A 22,034-nucleotide genomic window follows, 5' to 3' on the forward strand; every position below is an offset into this window, starting at 1 on the left:
CCGTCCGGCGTTTGAGGACGAGGCGCGAAGCGCCAATAGCTGTGAGCGGGGGAACGGGGGCGGCGAGCACCCGGATCGGGAAGGGGCGGGCCTGGGGCGCCCCGCGAGGGCACCGCCCCGCTGTCACACCCGTGCGGCAAGATGCACTCGTGACCCACCAAACCCGACGGCTCATGCTGCTCGACACGGCGTCCCTGTACTTCCGGGCCTACTTCGGGGTACCCGAATCCGTCCGCGCCCCCGACGGCACCCCGGTGAACGCCGTCCGCGGCCTGCTCGAATTCATCACCCGCCTCGTCCACGACCACCACCCCGACGACCTGGTCGCCTGCATGGACGCGGACTGGCGCCCGCACTGGCGCGTGGAGCTGATCCCCTCGTACAAGGCGCACCGCGTCGCCGAAGAGTCCCCCCAGAGCTCCACGGCCCCGGACGTCGAGGAGACCCCGGACACCCTCTCCCCCCAGGTGCCGGTCATCGAGGACGTCCTGGACGCCCTCGGCATCGCCCGCGTGGGCGTCCCGGCGTACGAGGCGGACGACGTGATCGGCACGTACACGGCACACGCCAGGGGCCCGGTAGACATCGTCACGGGCGACCGCGACCTGTTCCAGCTGGTGGACGACGCGCGCGGCATCCGCGTGCTGTACCCACTGAAAGGCGTGGGCACCCTCCAGCTGACCGACGAGGCCCTGCTGCGCGAGAAGTACGGCGTGAACGGCCCCGGCTATGTGGACCTGGCCCTGCTGCGCGGCGACCCCAGCGACGGCCTGCCCGGCGTGCCGGGCATCGGCGAGAAGACCGCGGCCAAGCTGCTCGACGCCTTCGGCGACCTGGCCGGGATCATGGCGGCGGTCGACGACCCGAAGTCCAAGCTGACGCCGTCGCAGCGCAAGCGCCTGGACGAGGCCCGCCCGTACGTGGCGGTCGCGCCCAAGGTGGTGCGGGTCGCCGACGACGTCCCCCTGCCGGACGTCGACGTCGCGCTGCCCCGCGCGCCCCGCGATCCGGCCGCCCTGGAGGAGCTCGCCGCCCGCTGGGGCCTCGGGGGCTCCCTGGGGCGGCTCCTGGCCACACTCCAGGAATGAGGTGTTAGGTTAGGTAAACCTAACAAATAGTGGATCAGGGGAGGCACGCCATGGCAGAACGGCCCGCACGCAAAGTCCCGACGCCTCATGTCGCACAGGTCGTCCGCACCGAACGACTGACCCCCCACATGCAGCGCGTGGTCCTCGGCGGCGACGGCCTCGCGGAGTTCAGCGCCGGGGACTGCACGGACCATTACGTGAAGATCCTCTTCGCCCCCGCGGGCGTCACCTACCCCGAGCCCTTCGACCTGCAGCGCATCCGCGAGGAACTGCCGCGCGAACAGTGGCCCGTGACCCGCACCTACACGGTGCGCTGGTGGGACCCCAAGGCCAGGGAGCTCGCGCTCGACTTCGTGGTCCACGGCGACGAGGGGCTAGCCGGGCCCTGGGCGCTGCGCGTCAAGCCCGGAGAAACGGTGCGCCTGCTCGGCCCCGGCGGGGCGTACGCCCCGGACCCGGCCGCCGACTGGCACCTGATCGCCGGTGACGAGAGCGCGCTGCCCGCGATCGCCGCCGCCCTCGAAGCCCTGCCGGAGGGCGCGCGGGCGCACGCCTTCGTGGAGATCGACGCCCCCGAGGAGGAGCAGAAGATCGCCACGAGCGCGGAGGTCGTCTGGCTGCACCGCGAAGGCCGCCCCGTCGGCGAGGCCCTCGTCGAGGCCGTGCGCGCCCTCGACTTCCCCGCGGGCACCCCGCAGGCCTTCGTGCACGGCGAGGCGGGCTTCGTGAAGGAGCTCCGCCGCATCCTGCGCGTCGAGCACGAGATCCCGCGCGAGCGCCTGTCCATCTCCGGCTACTGGCGCCTCGGCCACAACGAGGACGGCTGGCAGGCCTCCAAGCGCGAGTGGAACGAGCGGGTGGAAGCCGAGCAGGAGCAGCCGGCCTGACCACCGCACCCGCCGCACGACACCGAGGGGCCGCCCCACACCCGTGGGGCGGCCCCTCGCGCGCGCACGGCCACCGGGCCAGGACCCGCGCCCGTCACCCCACCGGCGCCCCCTCGTCACCCTTGATCCGCGCGTGCAGATGCATGTCGTGCCAGCCGTCCTCGTGCAGGACCGCGCTGCGCTGGACGCCCTCGGCCGCGTACCCCGCCTTCAGGGCCACCCGGCAGGACGCCTCGTTCCGGGTGGAGTGGCGCAGTTCGAGGCGGTGCAGGCCCAGTTCGTCGAAGGCCCACGCGGTGAGCGCGGCGACCGCGCGCGGGGCCACACCGCGGCCCCGGGCGCGGGGCATCGTCCAGTACGCCATCTCCGCCTGACCGTCAGCGAGGACGATCATCCTGAGCGCGACGCGGCCGAGGACCTGGCCGGTGCGCGCGTCGGCTGCCGCCCACTGCGCGCTGCTCTCCTCCCGCCACTCCTCGTGCCAGGACGCGATCCACGCGCGCGCCTCGTCCTCGGAGTCGGCCACGCGCGCGTGCCACCGCTGGAGCACCGGGTCCTGGAACGCCTCGTACACAGCGGGCGCGTCCTGCCGGGTCCACGGGCGCAGGACCAGGCCGCCGGGCGCGGACAGCGTCGGCTGCTCCCGGCCCGCGAGGGCGCCGGACTCAAGGACGTTCGAGATCTTGAAAGGCATGCCCCCATGGTGCGGCCCGCGTCCCCGCGGGCCCAGCGCTTTTCGCCCGGCCCCCGCCACCTGCCCGTACGCTGGTCCGTCGTGACACGAAAGCCCCGCGTACCGCGCTCCCCCATCCCCCAGCGCGACGGCGTCGACCCGGTGCGGGTCCGCCTCCCCCAGGGTGAGGCGTGGGCGACCGTGCGGGACCACCTCGTGGCGCGGCTCGCGGTGGAGCCCGCCGTCGTCGACGGGATGCTGCGGGCGGGCCGCGTCGTCGGCGCGGACGGCAAGGCGCTCGCGCCGGACACGCCGTACGCGGCGGGCCTGTACGTGTGGTTCCACCGGGACCTGCCCGAGGAGCCCCCGGTGCCCGGCGACCTCGTCGTCGTCCACCGCGACGAGCACATCGTCGTCGTCGACAAGCCGCACTTCCTCGCGACGATGCCGCGCGGCAGCCATGTCACGCAGACGGCGCTCGCCAGGCTGCGCACCGCACTCGGCATCCCCGCGCTCAGCGCGGCGCACCGCCTGGACCGCCTCACCGCCGGGCTGCTCCTGTTCACGGTGCGCCCCGAGGAACGCGGCGCCTACCAGACCCTGTTCGGCGACCGCAGGGTCCGCAAGGAGTACGAGGCCGTGGCCCCGTACGACCCGGATCTCGCGTTGCCCCGCACCGTGCGCAGCCACCTCGTCAAGGAGCGCGGGGTGCTCGCCGCCTACGAGGTGCCGGGCGCCGAGCCGAACAGCGAGAGCCGCGTCGAACTGCTCGCGCACGAGGGCCCCCTGGGGCGCTACCGGCTCCTGCCGCACACCGGCCGCACCCACCAGCTCCGCGTCCATATGAACGCCCTCGGCCTTCCCCTGCTCGGCGATCCGCTCTACCCCGAGGTGCTGCCGCCGGTGGCCCCCGGCGACTTCCGGCGGCCGCTGCAACTCCTGGCCCGCTCCCTGGAGTTCACGGACCCGCTCACCGGCGTCGCGCACCGCTTCGTCAGCGAACGGGTCCTCGAGGCGTGGGCGTCGTACGGGACGTGGGCCGGTGACGCGCCGCCCGCGCCCCCCGGGCCCGTGCGTCAGTAGCCGCGCCACCACTGGAGGAACCGCCGCCACGCGCCCTTGCGCCGGACGGGGGCGGGGACGGGGGCGGGCTCCACCGGGGCGGCCGCCACCGGCTGCGGCTGCGCGGCCGGGGTGACCGCCTGCGGCAGCGGCGAGGAGACCTCCCACTGCGGGCGCGGCGTCGGCACGTGCGACATGGGCCGGGCGGTGACGTCCTGCGGCGGCCGCTTGCCGAAGGTCACCGGCAGCTCCACCAGATGCCGGGACAGGATCGACGAGCGCCAGCGCAACGTGTCCTCGTCCACGGAGAGTTCGACGTCGGGGAACCGCATGAGGAGCGCGTCCACGCCGGTGTCCGCGATGGCGCGGCCGATGTCCTGCCCCGGGCACTCGTGCGGCCCGCCGCTGAAGGCGAGGTGGGACCGGTTGCCCTGCATGTTGGCGGCCAGGTCGGGACGGACGACGGGGTCGACGTTCCCCGGCTGGATGCCGAGCAGCAGCCCGTCACCGGCCTTGATCTGCTGGCCGCCGAGCTGGGTGTCCTGCTTGGCGAAGTAGCCGACCATCGCGCTGAACGGCGGCTCGTCCCACAGCGACTGCTCCACCGCCTCCGGCACGGTCATCTGGCCGCCGCTGAGCTGGGCGCGGAAGCGCGGGTCGGTGAGCACCATCCGCAGCACGTTGGCGATGAGGTTCGCCGTCGCCTCGTACGCGGCGATGAGCACCAGGCGCAGGTGCTGCGCCATCTCGTCGTCGGTGAGCCGCTGCGGCTGGGCGATGAGGGCGCTGGTGAAGTCCTCCTCGGGCTGGGCGCGGCGGCGCACCACGTGCCGGGTGAGGGCCTCCATCACGTACGCGTTGCTGGCGATGGCCGTCTCGGTGCCCTTGATCATGTCGCGGGCGGCCTGCACCATGCGGTCGCTGTAGTCCTCGGGCATGCCGAGCACGTGCAGCATCACCATCATCGGCAGGTGCTCCGCGAACTGGCTGACCAGGTCGGCCTCGCCGCTCTCGCAGATGCCGTTGAGGAGTTTGTTGCTGTACCGGTTGATGTGGCGGCGGATGCCGCGGTGGTCGAGGCCCGCCATGGCGCCGGTGACCGCGCCGCGCAGCCTCTGGTGTTCGGCGCCCTCGGCGAAGCTGCACATCGGCTGCCAGGTGAACACGGGCGCGAGCGGGTGGTCGGGGCCCGCGAGGCCCTCCTTGACGGCGCTCCACACGCGGGAGTCGCGGGTGTACTGCGAGGGCGTGCGGACCATGTGGAGGTTCTCGCTGTGGCCGAGCACGGCCCATACGCGCACGTCGTTGTGGATCAGCGCGGGGGCCACCGGGCCGTGTTCGGCGCGCAGCTTCTCGTACACGCCCGCGAGGTCCTCGTCGGCCTCGGGCCCGAAAAGGCGGCGCAGACCGCCCGCGCCGACGCCCGCTGTCCGGTGGGCGGGACAGCCCTCGGGCGGGGCAGCGCCGGTGGCGGCGCGGCCTGGGGAGGCGGAAGACGCGGGAGAGGAAGGCGAGGAAGGTGAGGGGGTCGTCACGGTGATCGCTCCGGTGCGAAGGGCGTGCGGCCGGGTCAGGCCCGGGCCATGGCGAGGGAGTGCAGGTAGCGCATGAGGGTGAGGAGCGCGTCGCGGCTCGAGGTGCGGCGGCGGGCGTCGCAGTGCACGATCGGCACGTCGTCGTCCAGGTCGAGTGCCGCGCGCAGGGCCTCGACGGGGTGCCGGGGCGCGTCCGGGAAGTCGTTGACGGCGATGATGAACGGCACGCCGCGCTCCTCCAGGCGTCCTATGACGTCGAAGCTGACCTCGAGGCGCCGGGTGTCGATGAGGACGACCGCGCCGAGCGCGCCCTCGAAGAGGCCGTTCCACAGGAACCAGAACCGCTCCTGCCCGGGGGTGCCGAACAGGTACAGGACCAGTTCGTCGGAGACGCTGATCCGCCCGAAGTCCATGGCGACGGTGGTGGCGGTCTTGGTGTCGGAGCCGTAGTCGTCGTCGACGCCGATGCCCGCCTGCGTCATGGTCTCCTCGGTGGTGAGCGGGCGGATCTCGCTGACGGCGCCCACCATCGTGGTCTTGCCGACCCCGAAGCCGCCCACGATGACGATCTTCACGGCGGCGGCGGCCGTCGGGGGCAGGACGTCCTGCTCGCGCGGCCCGGTGACGGCACCGGAGGTGAGCGTGTCAGAGCTTTTGAAGTCCATGCATCACCGCTTCGAGGAGGGAACGGTCGGGGAGCGCGGAGCGCACGATGGGGGCGCGCGCCTGCACTAAGTCCGCCGCGAGCAGCTCCGTGAGGAGGACGGTCACCACGCTGAACGGCAGCACCAGATAGGCCGAGAGCTCCGCCACGGACAGCGGGGTCCGGCACAGCCGCACCACGGCGGAGTGCTCGGGCTGTGCCGTCGGGGCGGGCTCGCCCTTGGCGACGATCAGCGTGACCAGGTCCAGTGGCGCCCGTTCGGAGCCGTCGCCGGTGAGGATGTAGAGCCTCGCCGGGTTCTCTGGGTTCTCGGGGCTCTCCGGCCCACGGCGCTCTCGCCGTACCGGCACCTCGGCCTGGAAGCGGGGGTCGTGGGGATCGTCGTACGAGGGGTCTTGCGGATGCGTCATACGGCCTGCCCGTCTCGCCGCGGCGGGCTCGTGAGATGAGCGCCGATGCGGACGACGAGGTCGCGCATGCGGTTGCCGATCAGCCCGGCGTCGACGGTCTCGTCGGCGAGCACGGCCAGATAGGCCCCGGCTCCGGCGGCCATCATGTAGAAGTAGCCGCCGTTGACCTCGATGATGACCATGCGCATCTTGCCGTCGCTCTCCGGGATCTCGGTGGCGACGGCCGCGGCGAGGCTCTGCAGCCCCGCGCAGGCCGCGGCCAGGCGGTCGGCGCCGTCGGGGTCGCCGCCGTGGCGCGCGATGCGCAGGCCGTCGGCGGAGAGCACCACGATCTGCCGGGTCTGGGGCACGCCGTCGGCGAGCTCCTTGAGCATCCAGTCGAAGTTGGCCCGCTGCTGGATCACTTCCAGCCCCCCTCGTCGGCGTGGTCGGTGCTGCCGTGCTCGTTCTCGGTGCGGACCTGCTGCGGGGCCGCCGGGTCGCTGGAGCGGTCGCCCGCGGACGGGTCCTCGCCGTTCACGCCCTTCATGAAGGCCTCGATCCACAGACCGGGCTCGGGCTCCTCCTTCTTCCGCGCGGGCTGCCGCGCGGACTGCGGCGGCGCGGCGGACAGGGCCGCCTCCGCGCGCCGCTGGGCCTCGGCCTCCTGCGCGTAGCGCTGGCTGAGGGGCATCTTGACTCGACTCCTGCGCTGGGGAAGGCCGTTGGCCGTCCACTCGGTGACTTCGGGGATCTCGTCCTCCATGGACGCGGTCAGCGGCATGGAGGGGCGCGGCACCGTGGTGACCTTGCGCGGCTTCTTGCGCCGGATGTCACGGGCCTCTTCGATGATCTGGCCCTCGGCGTTGACGCGCGGCACCGCCGAGGCGCCGATGCCGTGCGCGAGGCCGGGCGCGGGCCCGGTGGTGAGCATGTCGCGCGGCACGATGAGCACGGCGCGGACACCGCCGTACGCGGACTGGCGCAGCGACACCTGCATGTCGTACATCTGCGAGAGCCTGCCGACGACCGCCATGCCGAGCCGGGGCGTCTCCCCGAGGTCGTTCAGGTCCAGGCCCTGCTGGGCCTTCTCCAGCATGCGCTCGGCCCGGGTGCGGGCCTCCTCGCTGAGGCTGACGCCGCCGTCCTCGATCTCGATGGCGATGCCCGTCTGCACCTCCACGGCGGTGACGTGGACGCGGGTCTGCGGCGGCGAGTAGCGGGTGGCGTTGTCGAGCAGCTCGGCGCAGGCGTGGATGAGCGGCTCCACCTTGGTGCCGTGGATGGCGACCTTGGCGATGGAGTGCAGGTCGACGCGCTGGTATTCGAGGATGCGGGACATGGCGCCGCGCAACACGCTGAACAGCGGTACGGGCTTGGGCCACTGGCGGCCGGGGCGGGCGCCGCCGAGCACCGTGATGGAGTCGGCGAGGCGGCCGATGAGGGCCGTGCCGTGGTCGATGCGCAGCAGGTCGTCGAAGACCTCGGGGTTGCGGCCGTGGAACTCCTCCATGTCGCGGAGTTCGGCGGCCTGCTGGTGGACGATGGACTGCACGCGCCGGGCGATGTTGACGAAGGCGCGCTGGGCGTTCTCGCGCATCGCCTCCTCGCGGTCCAGGATGTCCAGGATGGAGCGCAGCAGGACGCGCTGCGACTGCGGGAGCCGGCGGTTGGCCTCGTCGCCGTCGACGACGTGGCGGACGACCTCCGAGGGTGCCTCGCCCTGCCGGACCCGGTAGACGGTCTCGGGCAGCAGTTCGCGGCCCAGACGCTCGGTGTCCTCGTCGAGGGACGCGATGCGCCGCTCCAGGTGGGCGACCCGCTCCGTGTGACTCTTGCGCAGCTCCCGGATGGCGCGGCCGCGGCGGACGGCCTCGGCGCCGACGGCGATCACCACGAGCGTGGCGAAGGCGCCGCAGCAGGCGACGGCGGTCCTCGCCGGTTCCGCCACGACGGCGACGGCGGCTCCGGTCGCGGCCGCCATCAGCATGGCGGGCAGCAACAGCACGCGTGCGTAAGGGACTTCTCGGCCACCGGGAGGCGATTGAACACTCACCATGTATGCCCTCTGAAGACTCGTCTGGGGGAGATGGGGGGAGAGATTAGGGAGAGATAGGGAGAGAACTGGGGGATGCGTCGCTTTGAGTGGGGGATGTGGGGGTAGTGCGGGATGTACGGGGTGGTGCGTGGGGGGTTCGGTGCTCGGGGGAGGTCGGTGCGTGGGAGTTCCGTGCGGGGGGCGGCGCGCGAGAGAACGAAATATTGAATAAGGGGAAATAAGAGCGAACGAGCGCGCGAATCTGTCGCAACTCGTTCAACTCGCCGCGCTCCGGGCGAGCTTAGTCCGCTCGCATCACCCTGGAGTCATCTTCGGCAACCCTCTGCGAGCGGCCGCCAACACCCCTACACTCAGCCCTATTTGCACGCACCGCGATCAATCGAACGCATGCGGTGAGATCATCGAACGGCGGTGTGCGACGCTCACCGCCCCGGGCGAGCCCCGCCTTTGGCCGCCCGGCGCTCCCCCGTACGACGAAGGACCGCCCCGCGCGCGTACGAAACCGGCGTCAACGCGGCGCTCCTCGACTCACCCTGAGCCGGTACCCGTGTGGCCCCCGCCGAGTCACCCGGCGGGGGCCACACACAAACGGTCGCGCGTCCGGCGGAGCGGACGCCGCGCTCAGCCGACGGAGCTGTACGCCACGACGCCGCGCAGCAGTTGGTCGACGGCCTTGCGGGCGTTCCTGCCGACCGTGCCGTCGCCGGGCGCCGCCGCGGCGATCTGCCCGAGCACGTCGATGACCTGCTTGCACCAGCGCACGAAGTCACCGGCGGGCATCTCCGCCTCGCGAAGCACCTCGTCCAGGCCCTTGTCGCTCGCCCACATGTAGGCGGCCCAGGCGAAGCCGAGGTCGGGCTCGCGCTGCCCGACGCCCTCGGTCTGGCTGATCCGGAACTCCTCCTCGACCCCGTCGAGACGGCCCCAGATGCGGACCATCTCACCGAGCGCCGCCTTGGCCTTGCCCGAGGGCAGCTTCGGCGCGATGGCGTCGTCGCTGACCCGGGCCTCGTACACCAACGCCGAGACGCACGCGGCCAGTTCGGCGGGGCTGAGGCCGTCCCAGACGCCCGCGCGCAGGCATTCGCTGGCCAGCAGGTCCAGCTCGCCGTACAGCCGGGCCAGGCGCTTGCCGTGCTCGGTGACCTCGTCCCCGCGCAGATAGTCCAGCTCGGTGAGCAGGGCCACGATCCGGTCGAAGGTGCGGGCGACGGTGTTGGTGCGGCCCTCGATGCGGCGCTCCAGCTGCGTGGTGTCGCGCAGCAGGCGGTGATACCGCTCGGCCCAGCGGGCGTGGTCCTCGCGCTCCTCGCAGCCGTGGCAGGGGTGCGCGCGCAGCGCGGCGCGCAGCCGGGCGATCTCGCGGTCGTCGGCGGCGGCCGCGCGGCCCTTGCGGTGCCGCTCGGGCGTGATGTGCCCGGCCTTGGTGCGCAGCGCGGACGCCAGGTCGCGGCGCGACTGCGGGGAGCGCGCGTTGAACGACTTGGGGATGCGCATCCGCTCCAGCGGCTCCACCGGCACCGGGAAGTCCATCGCCGCGAGCCGCTTGACCTGCCGCTCGGCGGTGAGCACCAGCGGGCGGGGCCCGTCCTGGTGGTCGAAGCCCCGGTGGCCGTTGGCCCGCCCCGCGGGCAGTCCCGGGTCGAGGACGAGGGCGAGGCCCGCGTACTTGCCCGTCGGCACGTGGATCACGTCACCCGGCTTGAGTTTCTCCAGGGCGGCCGCGGCGGCGGCCCGGCGCTGCACGGCGCCCTGCTTGGCCAGATCCGTCTCGCGGTCCTTGAGCTCGCGGCGCAGCCGCGCGTACTCCTCGAAGTCGCCCAGGTGGCAGGTCATGGAGGCCTTGTAGCCCGCCAGGCCCTCTTCGTTGCGCTGGACCTGGCGGGAGATGCCGACGACCGAGCGGTCCGCCTGGAACTGCGCGAAGGACGTCTCGAGGAGCTCGCGCGAGCGGTGCCTGCCGAACTGGGCGACCAGGTTCACCGCCATGTTGTACGACGGCTTGAAGCTGGAGCGCAGCGGGTAGGTGCGCGTGCCCGCGAGGCCCGCCAGGTGCTCGGGGCTCATGGCGCGCTGCCAGAGCACCACCGCGTGCCCCTCGACGTCGATGCCGCGGCGCCCGGCGCGTCCGGTCAGCTGCGTGTACTCGCCCGGGGTGATGTCGGCGTGCTGCTCGCCGTTCCACTTCACCAGCTTCTCCAGGACCACGCTGCGCGCGGGCATGTTGATGCCGAGGGCGAGGGTCTCCGTCGCGAAGACGGCCTTGACCAGGCCGCGGACGAACAGTTCCTCCACGACCTCCTTGAAGGTGGGCAGCATGCCCGCGTGGTGGGCGGCGATGCCGCGCTCCAGGCCCTCCAGCCACTCGTAGTACCCAAGGACGTGCAGGTCCTCGTTGGGGATGGAGGCGGTGCGCTCCTCGACGAGTTCGCGCACCCGCAGCCGGGCCGCGTCGTCGTTCAGGCGCAGCCCCGCGTACAGGCACTGCTGGACGGCGGCCTCGCAGCCGGCGCGGCTGAAGATGAACGTGATGGCGGGCAGCAGGCCCTCGGCGTCGAGCCGCTCGATGACTTCGGGGCGCGCGGGCGTCCAGATCCGGGAGCGCTGGCGGCGCTCGCGCTCGCGGTCGGCCTCGCGGACCATCTTGCCCTTGCGGCGCTCGCGCGGGTTGTACCCGCGGCTGGCCTCCATGCGGGCCATCCGCGTCAGGTCGGGGTTGACCGCCTTCCTGCGGCCCTCGCCCTCCTCGAAGAGGTCGTACATCCGCCGTCCGGCGAGGACGTGCTGGAACAGCGGCACCGGGCGGTGCTCGGAGACGATCACTTCGGTGTCGCCTCTGACGGTGTCCAGCCAGTCGCCGAACTCCTCGGCGTTGGACACCGTGGCCGAGAGGGAGACCAGGGTGACCGACTCCGGGAGGTGGATGATCACTTCCTCCCAGACGGCGCCGCGGAAGCGGTCGGAGAGGTAGTGCACCTCGTCCATGACCACATAGCCGAGGCCGAGGAGCGACTGGGAGCCCGCGTACAGCATGTTCCGCAGGACCTCGGTGGTCATCACGACCACGGGCGCCTCGGAGTTGACGCTGTTGTCGCCGGTGAGCAGGCCCACCTGGTCCGCGCCGTACCGCTTGGCGAGGTCGGCGTACTTCTGGTTGGAGAGCGCCTTGATCGGCGTGGTGTAGAAGCACTTCTTGCCCTGCTGGAGCGCGAGGTGCACGGCGAACTCGCCGACGATCGTCTTGCCGGAGCCCGTGGGCGCGGCGACCAGCACGCCCTTGCCCGCCTCAAGGGCACGGCAGGCCTCGATCTGGAAGGGGTCGAGACCGAATTCGTACATCTCGCGGAAGGAGGCGAGCGCGGTGGCCTGCTCGACAGCGCGCCGCCGCGCTGCCGCATATCGCTCGGCCGGTGAGAGGTCCTCTGTCATCGTGCTTTCGAGCCTACCGGCCACCGCTGACATCGGACGATCATTATCCAGACCAGCGCATATGCCCGCCGCTCAGGGCACGAGGACCCGTACCGCGCCGCGCACGCACCGCGCGCTGAGCGGCAGCGCCCCCAGGCGCTCCCCGTCGGCGTACCCGGTGACGCCCGCCGCGGCGATGTCGACCTTCGCGGCGCGGTGCACGGTGACCTGGGGGTGGTCCAGGTGCGTGCCCCGGTAGACGCGCGGGAACACCCGCAACAGCGTGCCGCGGCCGCAGGCGCCGACGACCGTGACGTCGAAGAGCCCGTCGCTCATGTCGGCCCCGGCGCAGATCTTCATGCCGCCGCCGTAGGAGGCGCCGTTGCCCACCGCGACCAGCGTCGCCTCGACCTCGCGCACGGCGCCGTCATCGAGCGTGATCCGGTACGGGATGGGCCGGAAGGCGGCCAGTTCCGCGAGCATCGCCAGGTCGTACTTGACGCGTCCGGCGGGCCAGCGCATGCGGTTGCCCCGGTCGTTGACCCGGGAGTCGAAGCCGGAGGCCAGCACGGTGCCGAACCAGGTGGCGCCGACGCGGCCGAGGTCGACGTCCCTGGTGCGGGCGCCCTTCAGCGCGTCCGCGACCAGCGCCCCGGCGGCCGCGGGCTCGCGCACGGGAAGGCCGAGGGCGCGGGCGAAGTCGTTGCCGGTGCCGACCGCGATCACACCGAGCGGGGTGCGGGTCCCGGCGACCGCCTGCAGGGCGAGGCTCGCCATGCCGTCGCCGCCGACGGCTATCAGCGCGCCGGTGCCCCCGTCGACGGCGGCGCGGGCCCGGCGCAGCGCGTCCCCGGCGTCCTCGCCGATCACGGTGCGCACGAGGAACCCGGCCGCGCGCAGCGCCGCCGCGGCGGGCTGAGCCGCGTGCGCGCCCCGGCCCCGGCCCGCGGTGGGATTGACGAAGAGAGTGATCTCGCTGGTCACGGGCCGGACCCTACAAGGCGCCGGGCCCGGCCAACCAGCAGGGGCCGGACGCGGTGCGCGTCCGGCCCCTGGTGCCTGTGGTGTCGCCTCGGTCAGGTGACGTCGTCGTAGCCGTTGTGCCGGGCCGAGCGGGAGCCGTCGCCGTTGACCTGCTCGGGCACGGACCGGGTGGCCGGGACGGGCTCGGTGTCGCCGATCGACGACGGCGTGAGGTCCAGGTCGGAGGCCTCGTCGTCGTCCAGTTCGGCGTCCGGGTCGTTCCGGTGGCGGCGCTTGTCGTTCAGGATGGAGAAGCCGACGGCGAAGAAGTACAGGACGACGATGGGGCCCGCGAGGGCGATCATGCCGAACGGGTCCGTCGTCGGGGTCGCGACCGCGCCGAAGACGAACACGCCCATCACGACGCCGCGCCACCAGCCGAGCATGCGGCGCCCGGTGACCATGCCGGTCATGTTCAGCATCACGAGCAGCAGCGGCAGTTCGAAGGAGACGCCGAAGACCAGGACCATCCGGACGCTGAAGTCCAGGATCTTGTCCATGGGCAGGATGTTCTCGGACCCGCCGGGGGTGATGCTGAGCAGCACGCGGATGCTGATCGGCATGATCTCGTACGCCAGCCAGGCACCGCCGAAGAACAGCGGCACGGCCGCGCCCACGAAGGCGTAGGTGTACTTGCGCTCGTGCTTGTGCAGTCCGGGCGCGACGAAGGCCCAGAGCTGGTAGAGCCAGACCGGGCTGGCCACGATGACGCCGACCATGAGGGACACCTTCACCGTGGTGGTGAAGGGCGACAGCAGGTCCATGTAGGCGACCTGGGCGCAGACGCCGCCGGTGGTCGGCCCGTCCTCCTTGCAGCGCGGCACGGGGTCGGCGAGGAACTCCATGAGTTGCTCGCTGTAGAACGCCGCGACGATCGACACGACGACGATCGCCAGCATTCCCTTCGCGAGCCGGTTGCGGAGCTCGCGCAGGTGGTCCGCGAGCGGCATCCGCCCCTCGGGATCCCGCTCCTTCTTGCGGGCAGACTTAAGCAACCCACGTCCTCATCTCGTGCGACAGGCCGACGCTTCGGCGTCGGCCTTGGGTCAGCGCTTCGTCGTGTCGGTCGGCTCGGCGACCGGACGGGAGCTGGTCACATCGCCGGGGGCGGCCTGGATGGTGCGCTGCTGGGGAGCGGCCTGGTCGGCGGGGGCGGGCGGGTCGGCCGGGGCGGCCTCGTCCTGCTTGCCTTCCGACTTCATCGCCTTGGCCTCGCTCTTGAGGATGCGCGCCGACTTGCCGAGGGACCGGGCCATGTCCGGGAGCTTCTTCGCACCGAAGAGCAGGACCAGGATGACGAGGATCAGAATGATCTCGGTGGGGCCGAGCCTACCCATAGCTGTCTACCTTCTTCACCGAGGCGTCGATTTCGGGACCGGCCGTCGGACAGTCGTCCGAACCACCGGGCTTGGCTGCGATCGTAACCCCCTGGAGTAAACGCGGGGCAATCCCCGTGCATACTCCCAGTTGCGCCCCGCGCCTCACATTTCGGGCCGCTTCAGCAGCGTACCCGCCAGGTCGGCCGGGGCGGCAGGCCGCCTCACCCCGCGGCAGGCGACGCGCGACGGCGGCGCACCGGGCGAGCGCGGGCGGGCTCAGCCCGCCTGGCGGCCCGCGCGGGCCGCGCCCGCCGCCGCCCGCTCGAGATCCTCGGCGGCACGGCTGATCCGCTGTGTGGCCTCGGTCACTTGACGGCCGAGCCGCCGCGCCTCCACGAAGACCCTGGCCGCGAACACTCCCAGTACCGCGAGGCCGAGGAATCCCATGGCCACCGCCAGCATCGCCCAGAACATGCGTCGAGCCTAGACGGTGGAGTGCAGCCGCAGCGTCCGCACCCCGCCCCCGGTGAGGAGTTCGACGATGCGCTCCCCCGCGGGCTTGCGCACGGCGTTGCCGCACTCGGGGCAGGTGAAGGAGTAGAAGGTCGTACGGCGGCTGGCGCCGATCGCGAGCCGCAGCGCGCCCGCGGCCAGTTCGAAGTGCGCGCGGCAGTCGGGGCAGGCGGCCTTGAACAGGACCGCCGCCACCGGACGGGACGTAAGGGGCATCAGTGACATACTGTGCAACTCTCCTCGGCTCTGTTCTCCGCGCACCACCGCGCGAGCGCTCCGGCCACACCTCGATCCCCCGCGGCACCCCGCCCCAGCGCGCGGTCACACCCCGGCGCGGGGCGGCGACGCGCTCCGGCGTCGTGCCTCGGCACACGGTGGCATCCCGCCCCCGAGCCCCGCTTCGGCGCACGGACGCGCCGCGGCGCACAACGACCCCCGGGCACGCGGTCGCACACGACACCAGGGTCGCACTCTGCGTAACCGTCACGCCCCACCGCGACCAGGAACGACAGCACAGCGTCACACTCAGGGACGAACCACCCGAGGAACGCGGCGTCACGCTCTGGGAAAGGGTCAGGGGACGCCACCGCTCCCCGCTCGGCGGCCGCCGCCCGGCGGCACTCCACCGCGCCACGCGTCCGGCACCGCCCGGCCGCGCTACGCCCCGCGCCGCCGCGCATCCGGCGCCGCGCCCCCGCGCCCCGCGCCCTCACGCCCCACGCTCACCTGGCACGCCGTCGCCGGGCGCGCCCGCCGGGCGCGCGTCCGGACCGCTCCTGGCGCCCGCGTCACCGGCGTTGCCGACGGCACCCGTGTCACCGGCGCTGCCCTCAGCACCCAGGTCACCGGCGCCGCCCGCGGCACCCGCGGCGCTCCCGCCATCGCCGGGCGGCATCCCCTCGTACGCCGTCATGCCCTCGTACGCAGCCAGCGCCTCCCGAGCCGCCCGGCGGGCGCGGTCCGCGAGGTCCTGGGGCGCGACGATGCGGCCGTCGCCGCCCAGGCGCAGCGCCAAGCGGCGCAAAGACGCCGGGTCAGGCGTGCGCAGGGTGATGCGCAACCCGCCGTCGGGCAGCTCCTCCGCGCTGTCGTGCGGGTAGTACTCGGCGACCCAGCGGCCACCGGGCCCCACCTCCACGACCACCTCGGGATCCTCCGCCGCGGGCTGCACCAGCGCCTCCGACAGATCCCGCAGCTCGATCTCGGGCGGCGCCGACGGCTCCTCCAAGACCTTGATCTCGGCGACCCGGTCAAGGCGGAACGTGCGCCGCGCCTCGGAGCGGCGGCACCAGGCCTCCACATAGGTGTGGCCGACGCTCACCAGGCGGATCGGGTCGATCTCCCGCTCGCTGAGCTCGTCCCGCGCGGGCGAGTAGTAGCGGATCCACAGCCGGCGCCGCTCGGAGATGGCCCGGTCCACGTCGGCGAAGACCCCGCCCTCGGACTCGAACGTCACCGACAGGCGCGCACTGGCCCCGGCCGCCTCACCGGCCGCCGCCTCCAGCTTCGCCGTCGCCCGCAACAGGGCGAGCCGGTCACTCTCGCGCAGCCCCCGCAGCGTGGCCACCGCGCGCGCCGCCACAAGGAGCGCCGTGGCCTCGTCGGCGGCCAGGCGCAGCGGCTCGGCCACGTCGTCCGGGTTGTGCCACCAGATGCGGTCGCCGTCCGTGTCGATGTCAAGGAGATCACCGCCGCGGAAACTCGTCCCGCACAGCGGCAGCACGTCCAGGTCCGAGATCAGCTCGTCCTGACTGATGCCGAAGGCGCGGGCCACGTCCGCGACGCGCGCCCCGGGGCGCTCACGCAGATACGTCACCAGGGACAGCATCCGCCGGGTCTGGTCGATGGCGTTCGCGGCCATTGCTCGCTCTCGTCCCCTCAGCCCTTGGCCACGGCACGCAGCCGGTCCACCACATCGGCCCGCAGCTCCGCCGGCTCCACGACCACCACGTCCGGCCCGAACTCCACCAGCCAGGCATCGAGACCGTGCCCGTACGGAATCTCCAACTCGTCCCAGCCCCCGCCAAGCTCCCGCGACCCGACGGCCCGGGCGCGCAGCGGATAGCCCGCGCCCTCGCGCAGCCGGATCAGCGCCGTGCGGTCCGCCTTCTCGCCCGCCCAGCTCGCCACGGTCTCCCGTACGGTCACGACGTCGGGCACCTCCGCGCGGAACTTGCCCGCCCGGGAGCGCACCTTCCCGGTGATGCGGGAGAGCCGGAACACCCGCTCCGCCTCACGGTCCCGGTCGAAACCAGCCAGATACCAGTGACCACGCCAGCACTCCAGGGCCCACGGCTCGACGTGCCGCTGCTCGGGGCGGGCCGCGGTGGCCTTGCGGTAGTCGAAGACGACCGGCCTGCGGTCACGGCACGCCAGCATCAAAGGCTCGAACGCGGCCTCATGCACCGGAATCCGCGGCTCCAGCGCGCCATGCGCCTCGTACGGGTCGACGCCCTCGGGCAGACCCGCCGCCCGCAGCTTGTGCAGGGCGCCACTCGCGGCCCCGGCGAGCCGGGCCTGCTGCCACACCTTCGCGGCGAGCCCCAGCGCGGCCGCCTCCTCGGCGTCCAGAGTGATCGGCGGCAGCCGGTTGCTGTCCCGGCGCGCGAGATAACCCGTCTCACCGTCCAGGTTCTCCACCGTCTCGATGACGAGACCCAGCTCCCGCAGGTCGTCCTTGTCCCGCTCGAACATCCGGTTGAAGGAGTCCTCAGAGGCCGAACCCGCACCCCCCGACCCGGAGGCCGCACCCCTCCCCGGCCCGAAGGCCGCGCCTCTCCCCGGCCCGAACGCCTCGACGTAAGCCTCGATCGACTCCCTCAGCTCACGCTTGCTGAGCGGACGCCTCGTCCCAAGCAGGCACAGCGCCAGACTCATCAGCCGCTCGGCCTTGGCAATGGCCATCGACGCCCTTTCTCGGCCCTACCCGCCAGTGATCGGCCCCACCCACCAGTGAGTGGTCACCGGCACCCGCTCACCAGTACTTCCGAACGATGACCGTACCGCTCCGGCGTGTCGAGGCAAAAGCCGAGGGCAGAGCCGCCCCCGCCCAGGGACCACCGCAGCAGACGGACACAGACGGGAGGGCCCATGCCCGAGCAGGCATGGACCCTCCACGAACACACCCGGTCAGACGCGGACGCGCCCTCGCGGTGCGGCCGACGTCAGACGGACACCAGGTCACACACGAAGATCAGCGTCTCGCCCGGGGCGATACGGCCGCCACCGGCGCCACGGTCGCCGTACGCCAGGTGCGCCGGGATGGTCAGCTTGCGACGCCCGCCGACCTTCATGCCCTGCACGCCCTGGTCCCAGCCCGCGATGACCTGACCGGCACCGAGCTGGAACTCCAGCGGGTTGCCGCGGTTCCAGGAAGCGTCGAACTCCTCGCCGGTGGAGAAGGCCACACCCACATAGTGGACCTTGACGAAGTCGCCCGCCTTGGCCTCCGGGCCATCGCCCTCCCAGATCTCGTCGATCTGCAGCTCCGTGGGGACCGGACCGTCGGGGAAGTCGATCTCAGGCTTGTCGATGTTCACTTCAATAGCTCCTGCTCATGTGCGTTAAGGCAACCGGGACAGTCTGTCATCCCCGGCCTCACATCTTGGCGAGGATGTCCACGGAGAAGACCAGCGTGGAGTCCTTCTTGATGGGGCTGCCCTGCGGCGGCTTGTCCGCGTACCCGTCCTTCGGCGGGACCACGACCAGGACGCGGCTGCCGACCTTCTTGCCCGTCAGCCCCTTCCGCCAGCCCGGCACGACCTGCGCCAGCTGGAACTGCGCGAGCTGCTTGCGCTTGTACGAGGAGTCGAACTCCTTGCCGTCGGACCACAGCACGCCCTTGTACTGGCACAGGAGCGAGTCGCTCTCCTTGACCTCGTCACCATCGCCCTCGATGACATAGGTCGCCACGACCTTCTTCGGCGCGGCCGCCTTCGGGACGTCGACCGAGGGAGCCTTGCCGTCGGTGTTCGTGCCCACCTTCGGCAGGTCCTTGTTGTCCTGCGCGACGTCCTTGCCCTTGGCGGAGCTCTTCGGGCCGTACGTGTTCACGATGTCGACGACGAACACCAGGGTGTCCGTGCCCTTGATGCCCGCCTGCGCGTTGCCCTCCTTGCCGTACCCCAGGACCGGGGGGATGGCGAGCTCGACGCGGCTGTCGACCTTCTTGCCGACCAGGCCCTGGTCCCAGCCCGGGATGACCTGACCGACACCGATCGGGAAGATCGTGGGCGCCTTGCGGTCATAGGAATTGTCGAAGACCTTCGCGGAGTCCCAGATCTGCCCCAGGTAGTGAGCCTGGAGGTAGTCGCCCTTGGCGACCTCGACGCCCTTGCCCGCGATGATCGTCTTCACCGCGAGGTCGGAGGACGGCTTGCCCTTGCCCTTGGCGACGGTCGGCTTCTCGCCGAACTTCGTGCCCTTGGTGATCTCGGGCACAGGACCGTCGACGATCTTCGCCTTCGGCGGCGTGGAATTCTTCGGCGTATTGCTGTCCTTGGGCTTGGCCTTGTCGGACTTGTCGTCGTCACCACAGCCGGCCAGGGTCAGCAGGCCGGCCGGAACGGCCAGGAGAAGAGAGCGTCGGCGCACGGTGGGGGCCTCGTATCAATCGATCTTGTCAGTTGGCGTGCGCGCAACTCTACGCAGTGAGAAGGGCGCCGTACGAGGAACGTACGGCGCCCCGCGTTGCGTTCCCGCCACGCACTGACGTCCCACCGGCCTCACAGCACCCCTCCCCGGCACCGGGAAAAGGCACCGGAGGGCTACATTCCGGCGATGAGCTTCTCCACCCGGTCGTCCACCGAACGGAAGGGGTCCTTGCACAACACCGTCCGCTGCGCCTGGTCATTGAGCTTCAGGTGCACCCAGTCCACCGTGAAGTCCCGGCGCTGCTCCTGGGCCCGGCGGATGAAGTCCCCGCGCAGCCGCGCCCGGGTCGTCTGCGGCGGCACCGACTTGCCCTCGAAGATCTTCAAGTCATTGCAGATCCGGGCCGCTTGCCCCTTCCGCTCAAGCAGGTAGTACAGCCCCCGGCGGCGGTGGATGTCGTGATACGCCAGGTCTATCTGGGCGACCCTGGGGTGCGACATCGTCAGGTTGTTCTTCGCCCGATACCGCTCGATGAGGTTGTACTTCATCACCCAGTCGATCTCGGTCCCGATGCGATCCAGGTCCTCCGCCTCGATCGCCTCCAGCGTGCGCCCCCACAGCTCAAGGACGCGCTCGACAGTGCCCGTACGAATACCGCGGCGCTCGACGAAGTCCACCGCCTTCTCGAAGTACTCGCGCTGAACCTCAAGCGCCGAAGCCTCCCGGCCACTGGCCAGGCGGACCTTGCGGCGGCCCGTCGTGTCGTGGCTGACCTCACGGATCGCCCGGATCGGGTTCTCCAGCGTCAGGTCCCGCATCACCGTGCCCGCCTCGATCATGCGCAGCACCAGATCCGTCGCCCCGACCTTCAGGAGCATCGTCGTCTCGGACATGTTCGAGTCGCCGACGATCACATGCAGCCGGCGATACCGCTCGGCGTCCGCGTGCGGCTCGTCACGCGTGTTGATGATCGGCCGCGAGCGCGTCGTCGCCGACGACACACCCTCCCAAATGTGCTCCGCGCGCTGACTCACGCAGTACACGGCACCCCGCGGCGTCTGCAGCACCTTGCCCGCACCACACAGCAACTGCCGCGTGACAAGGAACGGAATCAGGATGTCCGCAAGCCGCGAGAACTCGCCATGGCGCGCCACGAGATAGTTCTCATGACAACCATAGGAGTTTCCCGCCGAGTCGGTGTTGTTCTTGAACAGATAGACGTCGCCCGCGATTCCCTCCTCGTGCAGGCGGCGCTCGGCGTCGACGAGCAGGCCCTCCAGAATGCGCTCGCCCGCCTTGTCGTGGGTGACCAGCTCCGTCACGTTGTCACACTCGGGTGTCGCGTATTCCGGGTGTGAGCCCACGTCGAGATACAGGCGGGCGCCGTTCCGCAGAAAGACGTTGCTGCTGCGGCCCCATGACACAACACGGCGGAAGAGGTAGCGCGCCACTTCGTCAGGCGACAGACGGCGCTGTCCCCTGAACGTGCACGTGACGCCGTACTCGTTCTCCAGCCCGAAAATGCGGCGGTCCATGCCAGAACATTACGCCCGATGCCCCGCACTGAAACCGGGTTCGACGGCACCGTTTCGATCATTTTCCGATGAACCCTCACCAGCCCCGCCCGCAACGGTCGTCCCCGCACCCCCGACCACAAGCGCCCGCCCCGCACACACCAGCACCACCACCGCCGCCGCCCCCGCCAGCGCCGGCACCGCGAACCCCCACGCCGTACCGCCCCACTCCACCACCGGACCCCCGGCCGCCGTACCCACCGCCGTACCCACCGTGAACGTCGTCACCAGCCAGGAGAACGCCTCCGTCACCGTGCCCCGCGGCGCGTGCCGGTCCACCACGATGAACGCACACGCGATCGCCGGCGCCAAGAACACCCCCGCCAGCGCCGTCAGGACCACCATCCCCACCGCACCCGGCGTCAGCACCAACGGCACATAGAACACCGCGAGCAACGCCACCAGCACCACCAGCCGCCGCTCCGGCACACCCGCCCACTGCCGCGCCCCATATACGACACCACCCGCCAGCGCGCCAAGACCAAGACCGGCCATCATCCAGCCGTACACCGCGTCCCCACCGTGCTCATCCGCGTACGACACACCCGACACCGTGATCGCCCCCAGCGCCGTCCCCACACACAGGAACGCGCCGAGCAGCACCAGCAGCCCCGGCGAACGCAGAGCACCCAGCCAGTGCGCCTCCCGCGGCGCCGAACACCACGCCCGCGAAGGCCGCGACACCACCACCGACAGCGCCCCCAGCACCCCCAGGGCGTTCACCACCAACAGCGCCGCCTGCGCCGACCACAGCGACACGATCCCCGTCACCAGCAACGGCCCGACCGTGAACATCACCTCTTGCGCCACCGCGTCCATCGCGTACGCCGTGTGAACCTGCTCCTGCCGGGGCAGCACATCGGGCCACAGCGCCCGCAGACCGCCCTCCAGTGGTGGCGTGAACACACCCGCCACCACCATCGCCGGATAGGCCGCCCCCGGCACATCAGGCCCGGTGAACGCGAACAGCGCCATCCCCAGCGCCGACACCACCGCCGACGGCAGCATCACCCGCGGCTGCCCGTACAGATCCACCAGGCGCCCGAGCAGCGGCTGGCCCACCGCCGTCGCCACCCCGTACACCGCCGCCAGCGCCCCCGCCAGGCTGTACGTCCCGCCCTCCGCGCGCACGAAAAGAACGATCGCGATCGCCGCCGTCGCGTTCGGCAACCGGCCCACCAGCGTGCCCGCCAGCAGCCGCGTCGCGTACCGCGCCCGCAGGATCTCCCCGTACCCCGTCGCCATGC

21 protein-coding genes are annotated in these 22,034 nt (G+C 71.8%); 3 read left to right on the forward strand and 18 right to left on the reverse strand.

What is annotated here, in order from left to right:
- The first annotated feature begins 173 nt into the window (after positions 1 to 173).
- Both AC07A4_RS24510 and AC07A4_RS24515 read left to right on the forward strand, forming a co-directional pair.
- Positions 174 to 1,088 (forward strand): 5'-3' exonuclease, encoded by a 915-nt coding sequence (locus AC07A4_RS24510; RefSeq protein ID WP_478602454.1) that lies wholly within the window; start codon positions 174 to 176, stop codon positions 1,086 to 1,088.
- Positions 1,089 to 1,138: 50 nt separating this feature from the next.
- Entirely contained in the window at positions 1,139 to 1,975 is an 837-nt protein-coding gene (locus AC07A4_RS24515; protein ID WP_478602206.1) for a siderophore-interacting protein, read from the forward strand.
- Between the two features lie 94 nt (positions 1,976 to 2,069).
- On the opposite strand, the gene AC07A4_RS24520 is transcribed toward AC07A4_RS24515, so the two are convergent.
- Entirely contained in the window at positions 2,070 to 2,669 is a 600-nt protein-coding gene (locus tag AC07A4_RS24520) for a GNAT family N-acetyltransferase (protein ID WP_478602208.1), read from the reverse strand.
- Between the two features lie 81 nt (positions 2,670 to 2,750).
- Between AC07A4_RS24520 and AC07A4_RS24525 the strand changes: the two genes are divergently transcribed.
- The gene (locus tag AC07A4_RS24525; RefSeq protein WP_478602210.1) at positions 2,751 to 3,731 is read left to right on the forward strand and encodes a pseudouridine synthase; all 981 of its coding nucleotides are present in this window, start codon (positions 2,751 to 2,753) and stop codon (positions 3,729 to 3,731) included.
- Here AC07A4_RS24525 and AC07A4_RS24530 read toward each other — a convergent pair.
- The 17 genes from AC07A4_RS24530 to AC07A4_RS24610 all read right to left on the reverse strand — a co-directional run bounded on the left by AC07A4_RS24530 (position 3,725) and on the right by AC07A4_RS24610 (position 22,032).
- Positions 3,725 to 5,245, reverse strand: coding sequence for a cytochrome P450 (locus AC07A4_RS24530; RefSeq protein ID WP_478602212.1), 1,521 nt, complete (start codon positions 5,243 to 5,245; stop codon positions 3,725 to 3,727). The two genes, AC07A4_RS24525 and AC07A4_RS24530, sit on opposite strands and share 7 nt — an antisense overlap.
- Before the next feature lie 35 nt (positions 5,246 to 5,280).
- Positions 5,281 to 5,910 carry a GTP-binding protein gene (locus AC07A4_RS24535; RefSeq protein ID WP_478602214.1) on the reverse strand — a complete coding sequence of 210 codons (630 nt, stop codon included), beginning with the start codon at positions 5,908 to 5,910 and terminating at the stop codon, positions 5,281 to 5,283.
- Positions 5,891 to 6,319, reverse strand: coding sequence for a DUF742 domain-containing protein (locus AC07A4_RS24540; RefSeq protein WP_478602215.1), 429 nt, complete (start codon positions 6,317 to 6,319; stop codon positions 5,891 to 5,893). Before AC07A4_RS24540 ends, AC07A4_RS24535 begins: the two co-directional genes overlap by 20 nt.
- On the reverse strand, positions 6,316 to 6,723 hold the full coding sequence (locus AC07A4_RS24545; RefSeq protein WP_478602217.1) for a roadblock/LC7 domain-containing protein: 408 nt from the start codon (positions 6,721 to 6,723) through the stop codon (positions 6,316 to 6,318). Before AC07A4_RS24545 ends, AC07A4_RS24540 begins: the two co-directional genes overlap by 4 nt.
- A complete protein-coding gene (locus AC07A4_RS24550) occupies positions 6,720 to 8,357 on the reverse strand; it encodes an ATP-binding protein (protein ID WP_478602219.1) in 1,638 nt (545 codons plus the stop codon). The genes AC07A4_RS24545 and AC07A4_RS24550 overlap by 4 nt, the downstream gene beginning before the upstream one ends.
- Before the next feature lie 621 nt (positions 8,358 to 8,978).
- The gene (locus tag AC07A4_RS24555; RefSeq protein WP_478602221.1) at positions 8,979 to 11,786 is read right to left on the reverse strand and encodes a DEAD/DEAH box helicase; all 2,808 of its coding nucleotides are present in this window, start codon (positions 11,784 to 11,786) and stop codon (positions 8,979 to 8,981) included.
- Between the two features lie 72 nt (positions 11,787 to 11,858).
- Complete coding sequence (locus AC07A4_RS24560; RefSeq protein WP_478602222.1) at positions 11,859 to 12,749, reverse strand: diacylglycerol kinase; 891 nt, start codon at positions 12,747 to 12,749, stop codon at positions 11,859 to 11,861.
- Positions 12,750 to 12,841: 92 nt separating this feature from the next.
- On the reverse strand, positions 12,842 to 13,738 hold the full coding sequence (gene tatC, locus AC07A4_RS24565) for a twin-arginine translocase subunit TatC (RefSeq protein WP_478602456.1): 897 nt from the start codon (positions 13,736 to 13,738) through the stop codon (positions 12,842 to 12,844).
- Between the two features lie 96 nt (positions 13,739 to 13,834).
- Positions 13,835 to 14,125: a Sec-independent protein translocase subunit TatA gene (tatA, locus tag AC07A4_RS24570; RefSeq protein ID WP_478602224.1), complete on the reverse strand. Its 291-nt coding sequence runs from the start codon at positions 14,123 to 14,125 to the stop codon at positions 13,835 to 13,837.
- 258 nt (positions 14,126 to 14,383) lie between these two features.
- Positions 14,384 to 14,581, reverse strand: coding sequence for a hypothetical protein (locus AC07A4_RS24575; RefSeq protein WP_478602226.1), 198 nt, complete (start codon positions 14,579 to 14,581; stop codon positions 14,384 to 14,386).
- Between the two features lie 9 nt (positions 14,582 to 14,590).
- A complete protein-coding gene (locus AC07A4_RS24580) occupies positions 14,591 to 14,845 on the reverse strand; it encodes a hypothetical protein (RefSeq protein WP_478602228.1) in 255 nt (84 codons plus the stop codon).
- 484 nt (positions 14,846 to 15,329) lie between these two features.
- Positions 15,330 to 16,481, reverse strand: coding sequence for a helix-turn-helix transcriptional regulator (locus tag AC07A4_RS24585; RefSeq protein ID WP_478602230.1), 1,152 nt, complete (start codon positions 16,479 to 16,481; stop codon positions 15,330 to 15,332).
- Between the two features lie 17 nt (positions 16,482 to 16,498).
- Positions 16,499 to 17,524 carry a helix-turn-helix transcriptional regulator gene (locus AC07A4_RS24590; RefSeq protein ID WP_478602232.1) on the reverse strand — a complete coding sequence of 342 codons (1,026 nt, stop codon included), beginning with the start codon at positions 17,522 to 17,524 and terminating at the stop codon, positions 16,499 to 16,501.
- 260 nt (positions 17,525 to 17,784) lie between these two features.
- Positions 17,785 to 18,159 carry an FKBP-type peptidyl-prolyl cis-trans isomerase gene (locus AC07A4_RS24595; RefSeq protein WP_478602234.1) on the reverse strand — a complete coding sequence of 125 codons (375 nt, stop codon included), beginning with the start codon at positions 18,157 to 18,159 and terminating at the stop codon, positions 17,785 to 17,787.
- 58 nt (positions 18,160 to 18,217) lie between these two features.
- Positions 18,218 to 19,213 carry an FKBP-type peptidyl-prolyl cis-trans isomerase gene (locus AC07A4_RS24600; protein WP_478602236.1) on the reverse strand — a complete coding sequence of 332 codons (996 nt, stop codon included), beginning with the start codon at positions 19,211 to 19,213 and terminating at the stop codon, positions 18,218 to 18,220.
- A 173-nt stretch (positions 19,214 to 19,386) separates the two neighbouring features.
- Complete coding sequence (gene pafA, locus AC07A4_RS24605) at positions 19,387 to 20,748, reverse strand: Pup--protein ligase (RefSeq protein WP_478602238.1); 1,362 nt, start codon at positions 20,746 to 20,748, stop codon at positions 19,387 to 19,389.
- A 9-nt stretch (positions 20,749 to 20,757) separates the two neighbouring features.
- Positions 20,758 to 22,032, reverse strand: coding sequence for an MFS transporter (locus AC07A4_RS24610; RefSeq protein WP_478602240.1), 1,275 nt, complete (start codon positions 22,030 to 22,032; stop codon positions 20,758 to 20,760).
- Between the last annotated feature and the right edge of the window lie 2 nt (positions 22,033 to 22,034).

It is taken from the genome of Streptomyces sp. NPDC043996 (genome assembly GCF_056435225.1).

What these genes read in the sequence shown, in the direction of transcription:
- AC07A4_RS24510 (WP_478602454.1), top strand. Translation starts at nt 174, where the DNA reads ATGCTGCTCGACACGGCGTCCCTGTACTTCCGGGCCTACTTCGGGGTA.
- AC07A4_RS24515 (WP_478602206.1), top strand. Translation starts at nt 1,139, where the DNA reads ATGGCAGAACGGCCCGCACGCAAAGTCCCGACGCCTCATGTCGCACAG.
- AC07A4_RS24520 (WP_478602208.1), bottom strand. Translation starts at nt 2,669, where the DNA reads ATGCCTTTCAAGATCTCGAACGTCCTTGAGTCCGGCGCCCTCGCGGGC.
- AC07A4_RS24535 (WP_478602214.1), bottom strand. Translation starts at nt 5,910, where the DNA reads ATGGACTTCAAAAGCTCTGACACGCTCACCTCCGGTGCCGTCACCGGG.
- AC07A4_RS24540 (WP_478602215.1), bottom strand. Translation starts at nt 6,319, where the DNA reads ATGACGCATCCGCAAGACCCCTCGTACGACGATCCCCACGACCCCCGC.
- AC07A4_RS24550 (WP_478602219.1), bottom strand. Translation starts at nt 8,357, where the DNA reads ATGGTGAGTGTTCAATCGCCTCCCGGTGGCCGAGAAGTCCCTTACGCA.
- AC07A4_RS24555 (WP_478602221.1), bottom strand. Translation starts at nt 11,786, where the DNA reads ATGACAGAGGACCTCTCACCGGCCGAGCGATATGCGGCAGCGCGGCGG.
- tatC (WP_478602456.1), bottom strand. Translation starts at nt 13,738, where the DNA reads ATGCCGCTCGCGGACCACCTGCGCGAGCTCCGCAACCGGCTCGCGAAG.
- tatA (WP_478602224.1), bottom strand. Translation starts at nt 14,125, where the DNA reads ATGGGTAGGCTCGGCCCCACCGAGATCATTCTGATCCTCGTCATCCTG.
- AC07A4_RS24575 (WP_478602226.1), bottom strand. Translation starts at nt 14,581, where the DNA reads ATGTTCTGGGCGATGCTGGCGGTGGCCATGGGATTCCTCGGCCTCGCG.
- AC07A4_RS24580 (WP_478602228.1), bottom strand. Translation starts at nt 14,845, where the DNA reads ATGTCACTGATGCCCCTTACGTCCCGTCCGGTGGCGGCGGTCCTGTTC.
- AC07A4_RS24585 (WP_478602230.1), bottom strand. Translation starts at nt 16,481, where the DNA reads ATGGCCGCGAACGCCATCGACCAGACCCGGCGGATGCTGTCCCTGGTG.
- AC07A4_RS24590 (WP_478602232.1), bottom strand. Translation starts at nt 17,524, where the DNA reads ATGGCCATTGCCAAGGCCGAGCGGCTGATGAGTCTGGCGCTGTGCCTG.
- pafA (WP_478602238.1), bottom strand. Translation starts at nt 20,748, where the DNA reads ATGGACCGCCGCATTTTCGGGCTGGAGAACGAGTACGGCGTCACGTGC.
- AC07A4_RS24610 (WP_478602240.1), bottom strand. Translation starts at nt 22,032, where the DNA reads ATGGCGACGGGGTACGGGGAGATCCTGCGGGCGCGGTACGCGACGCGG.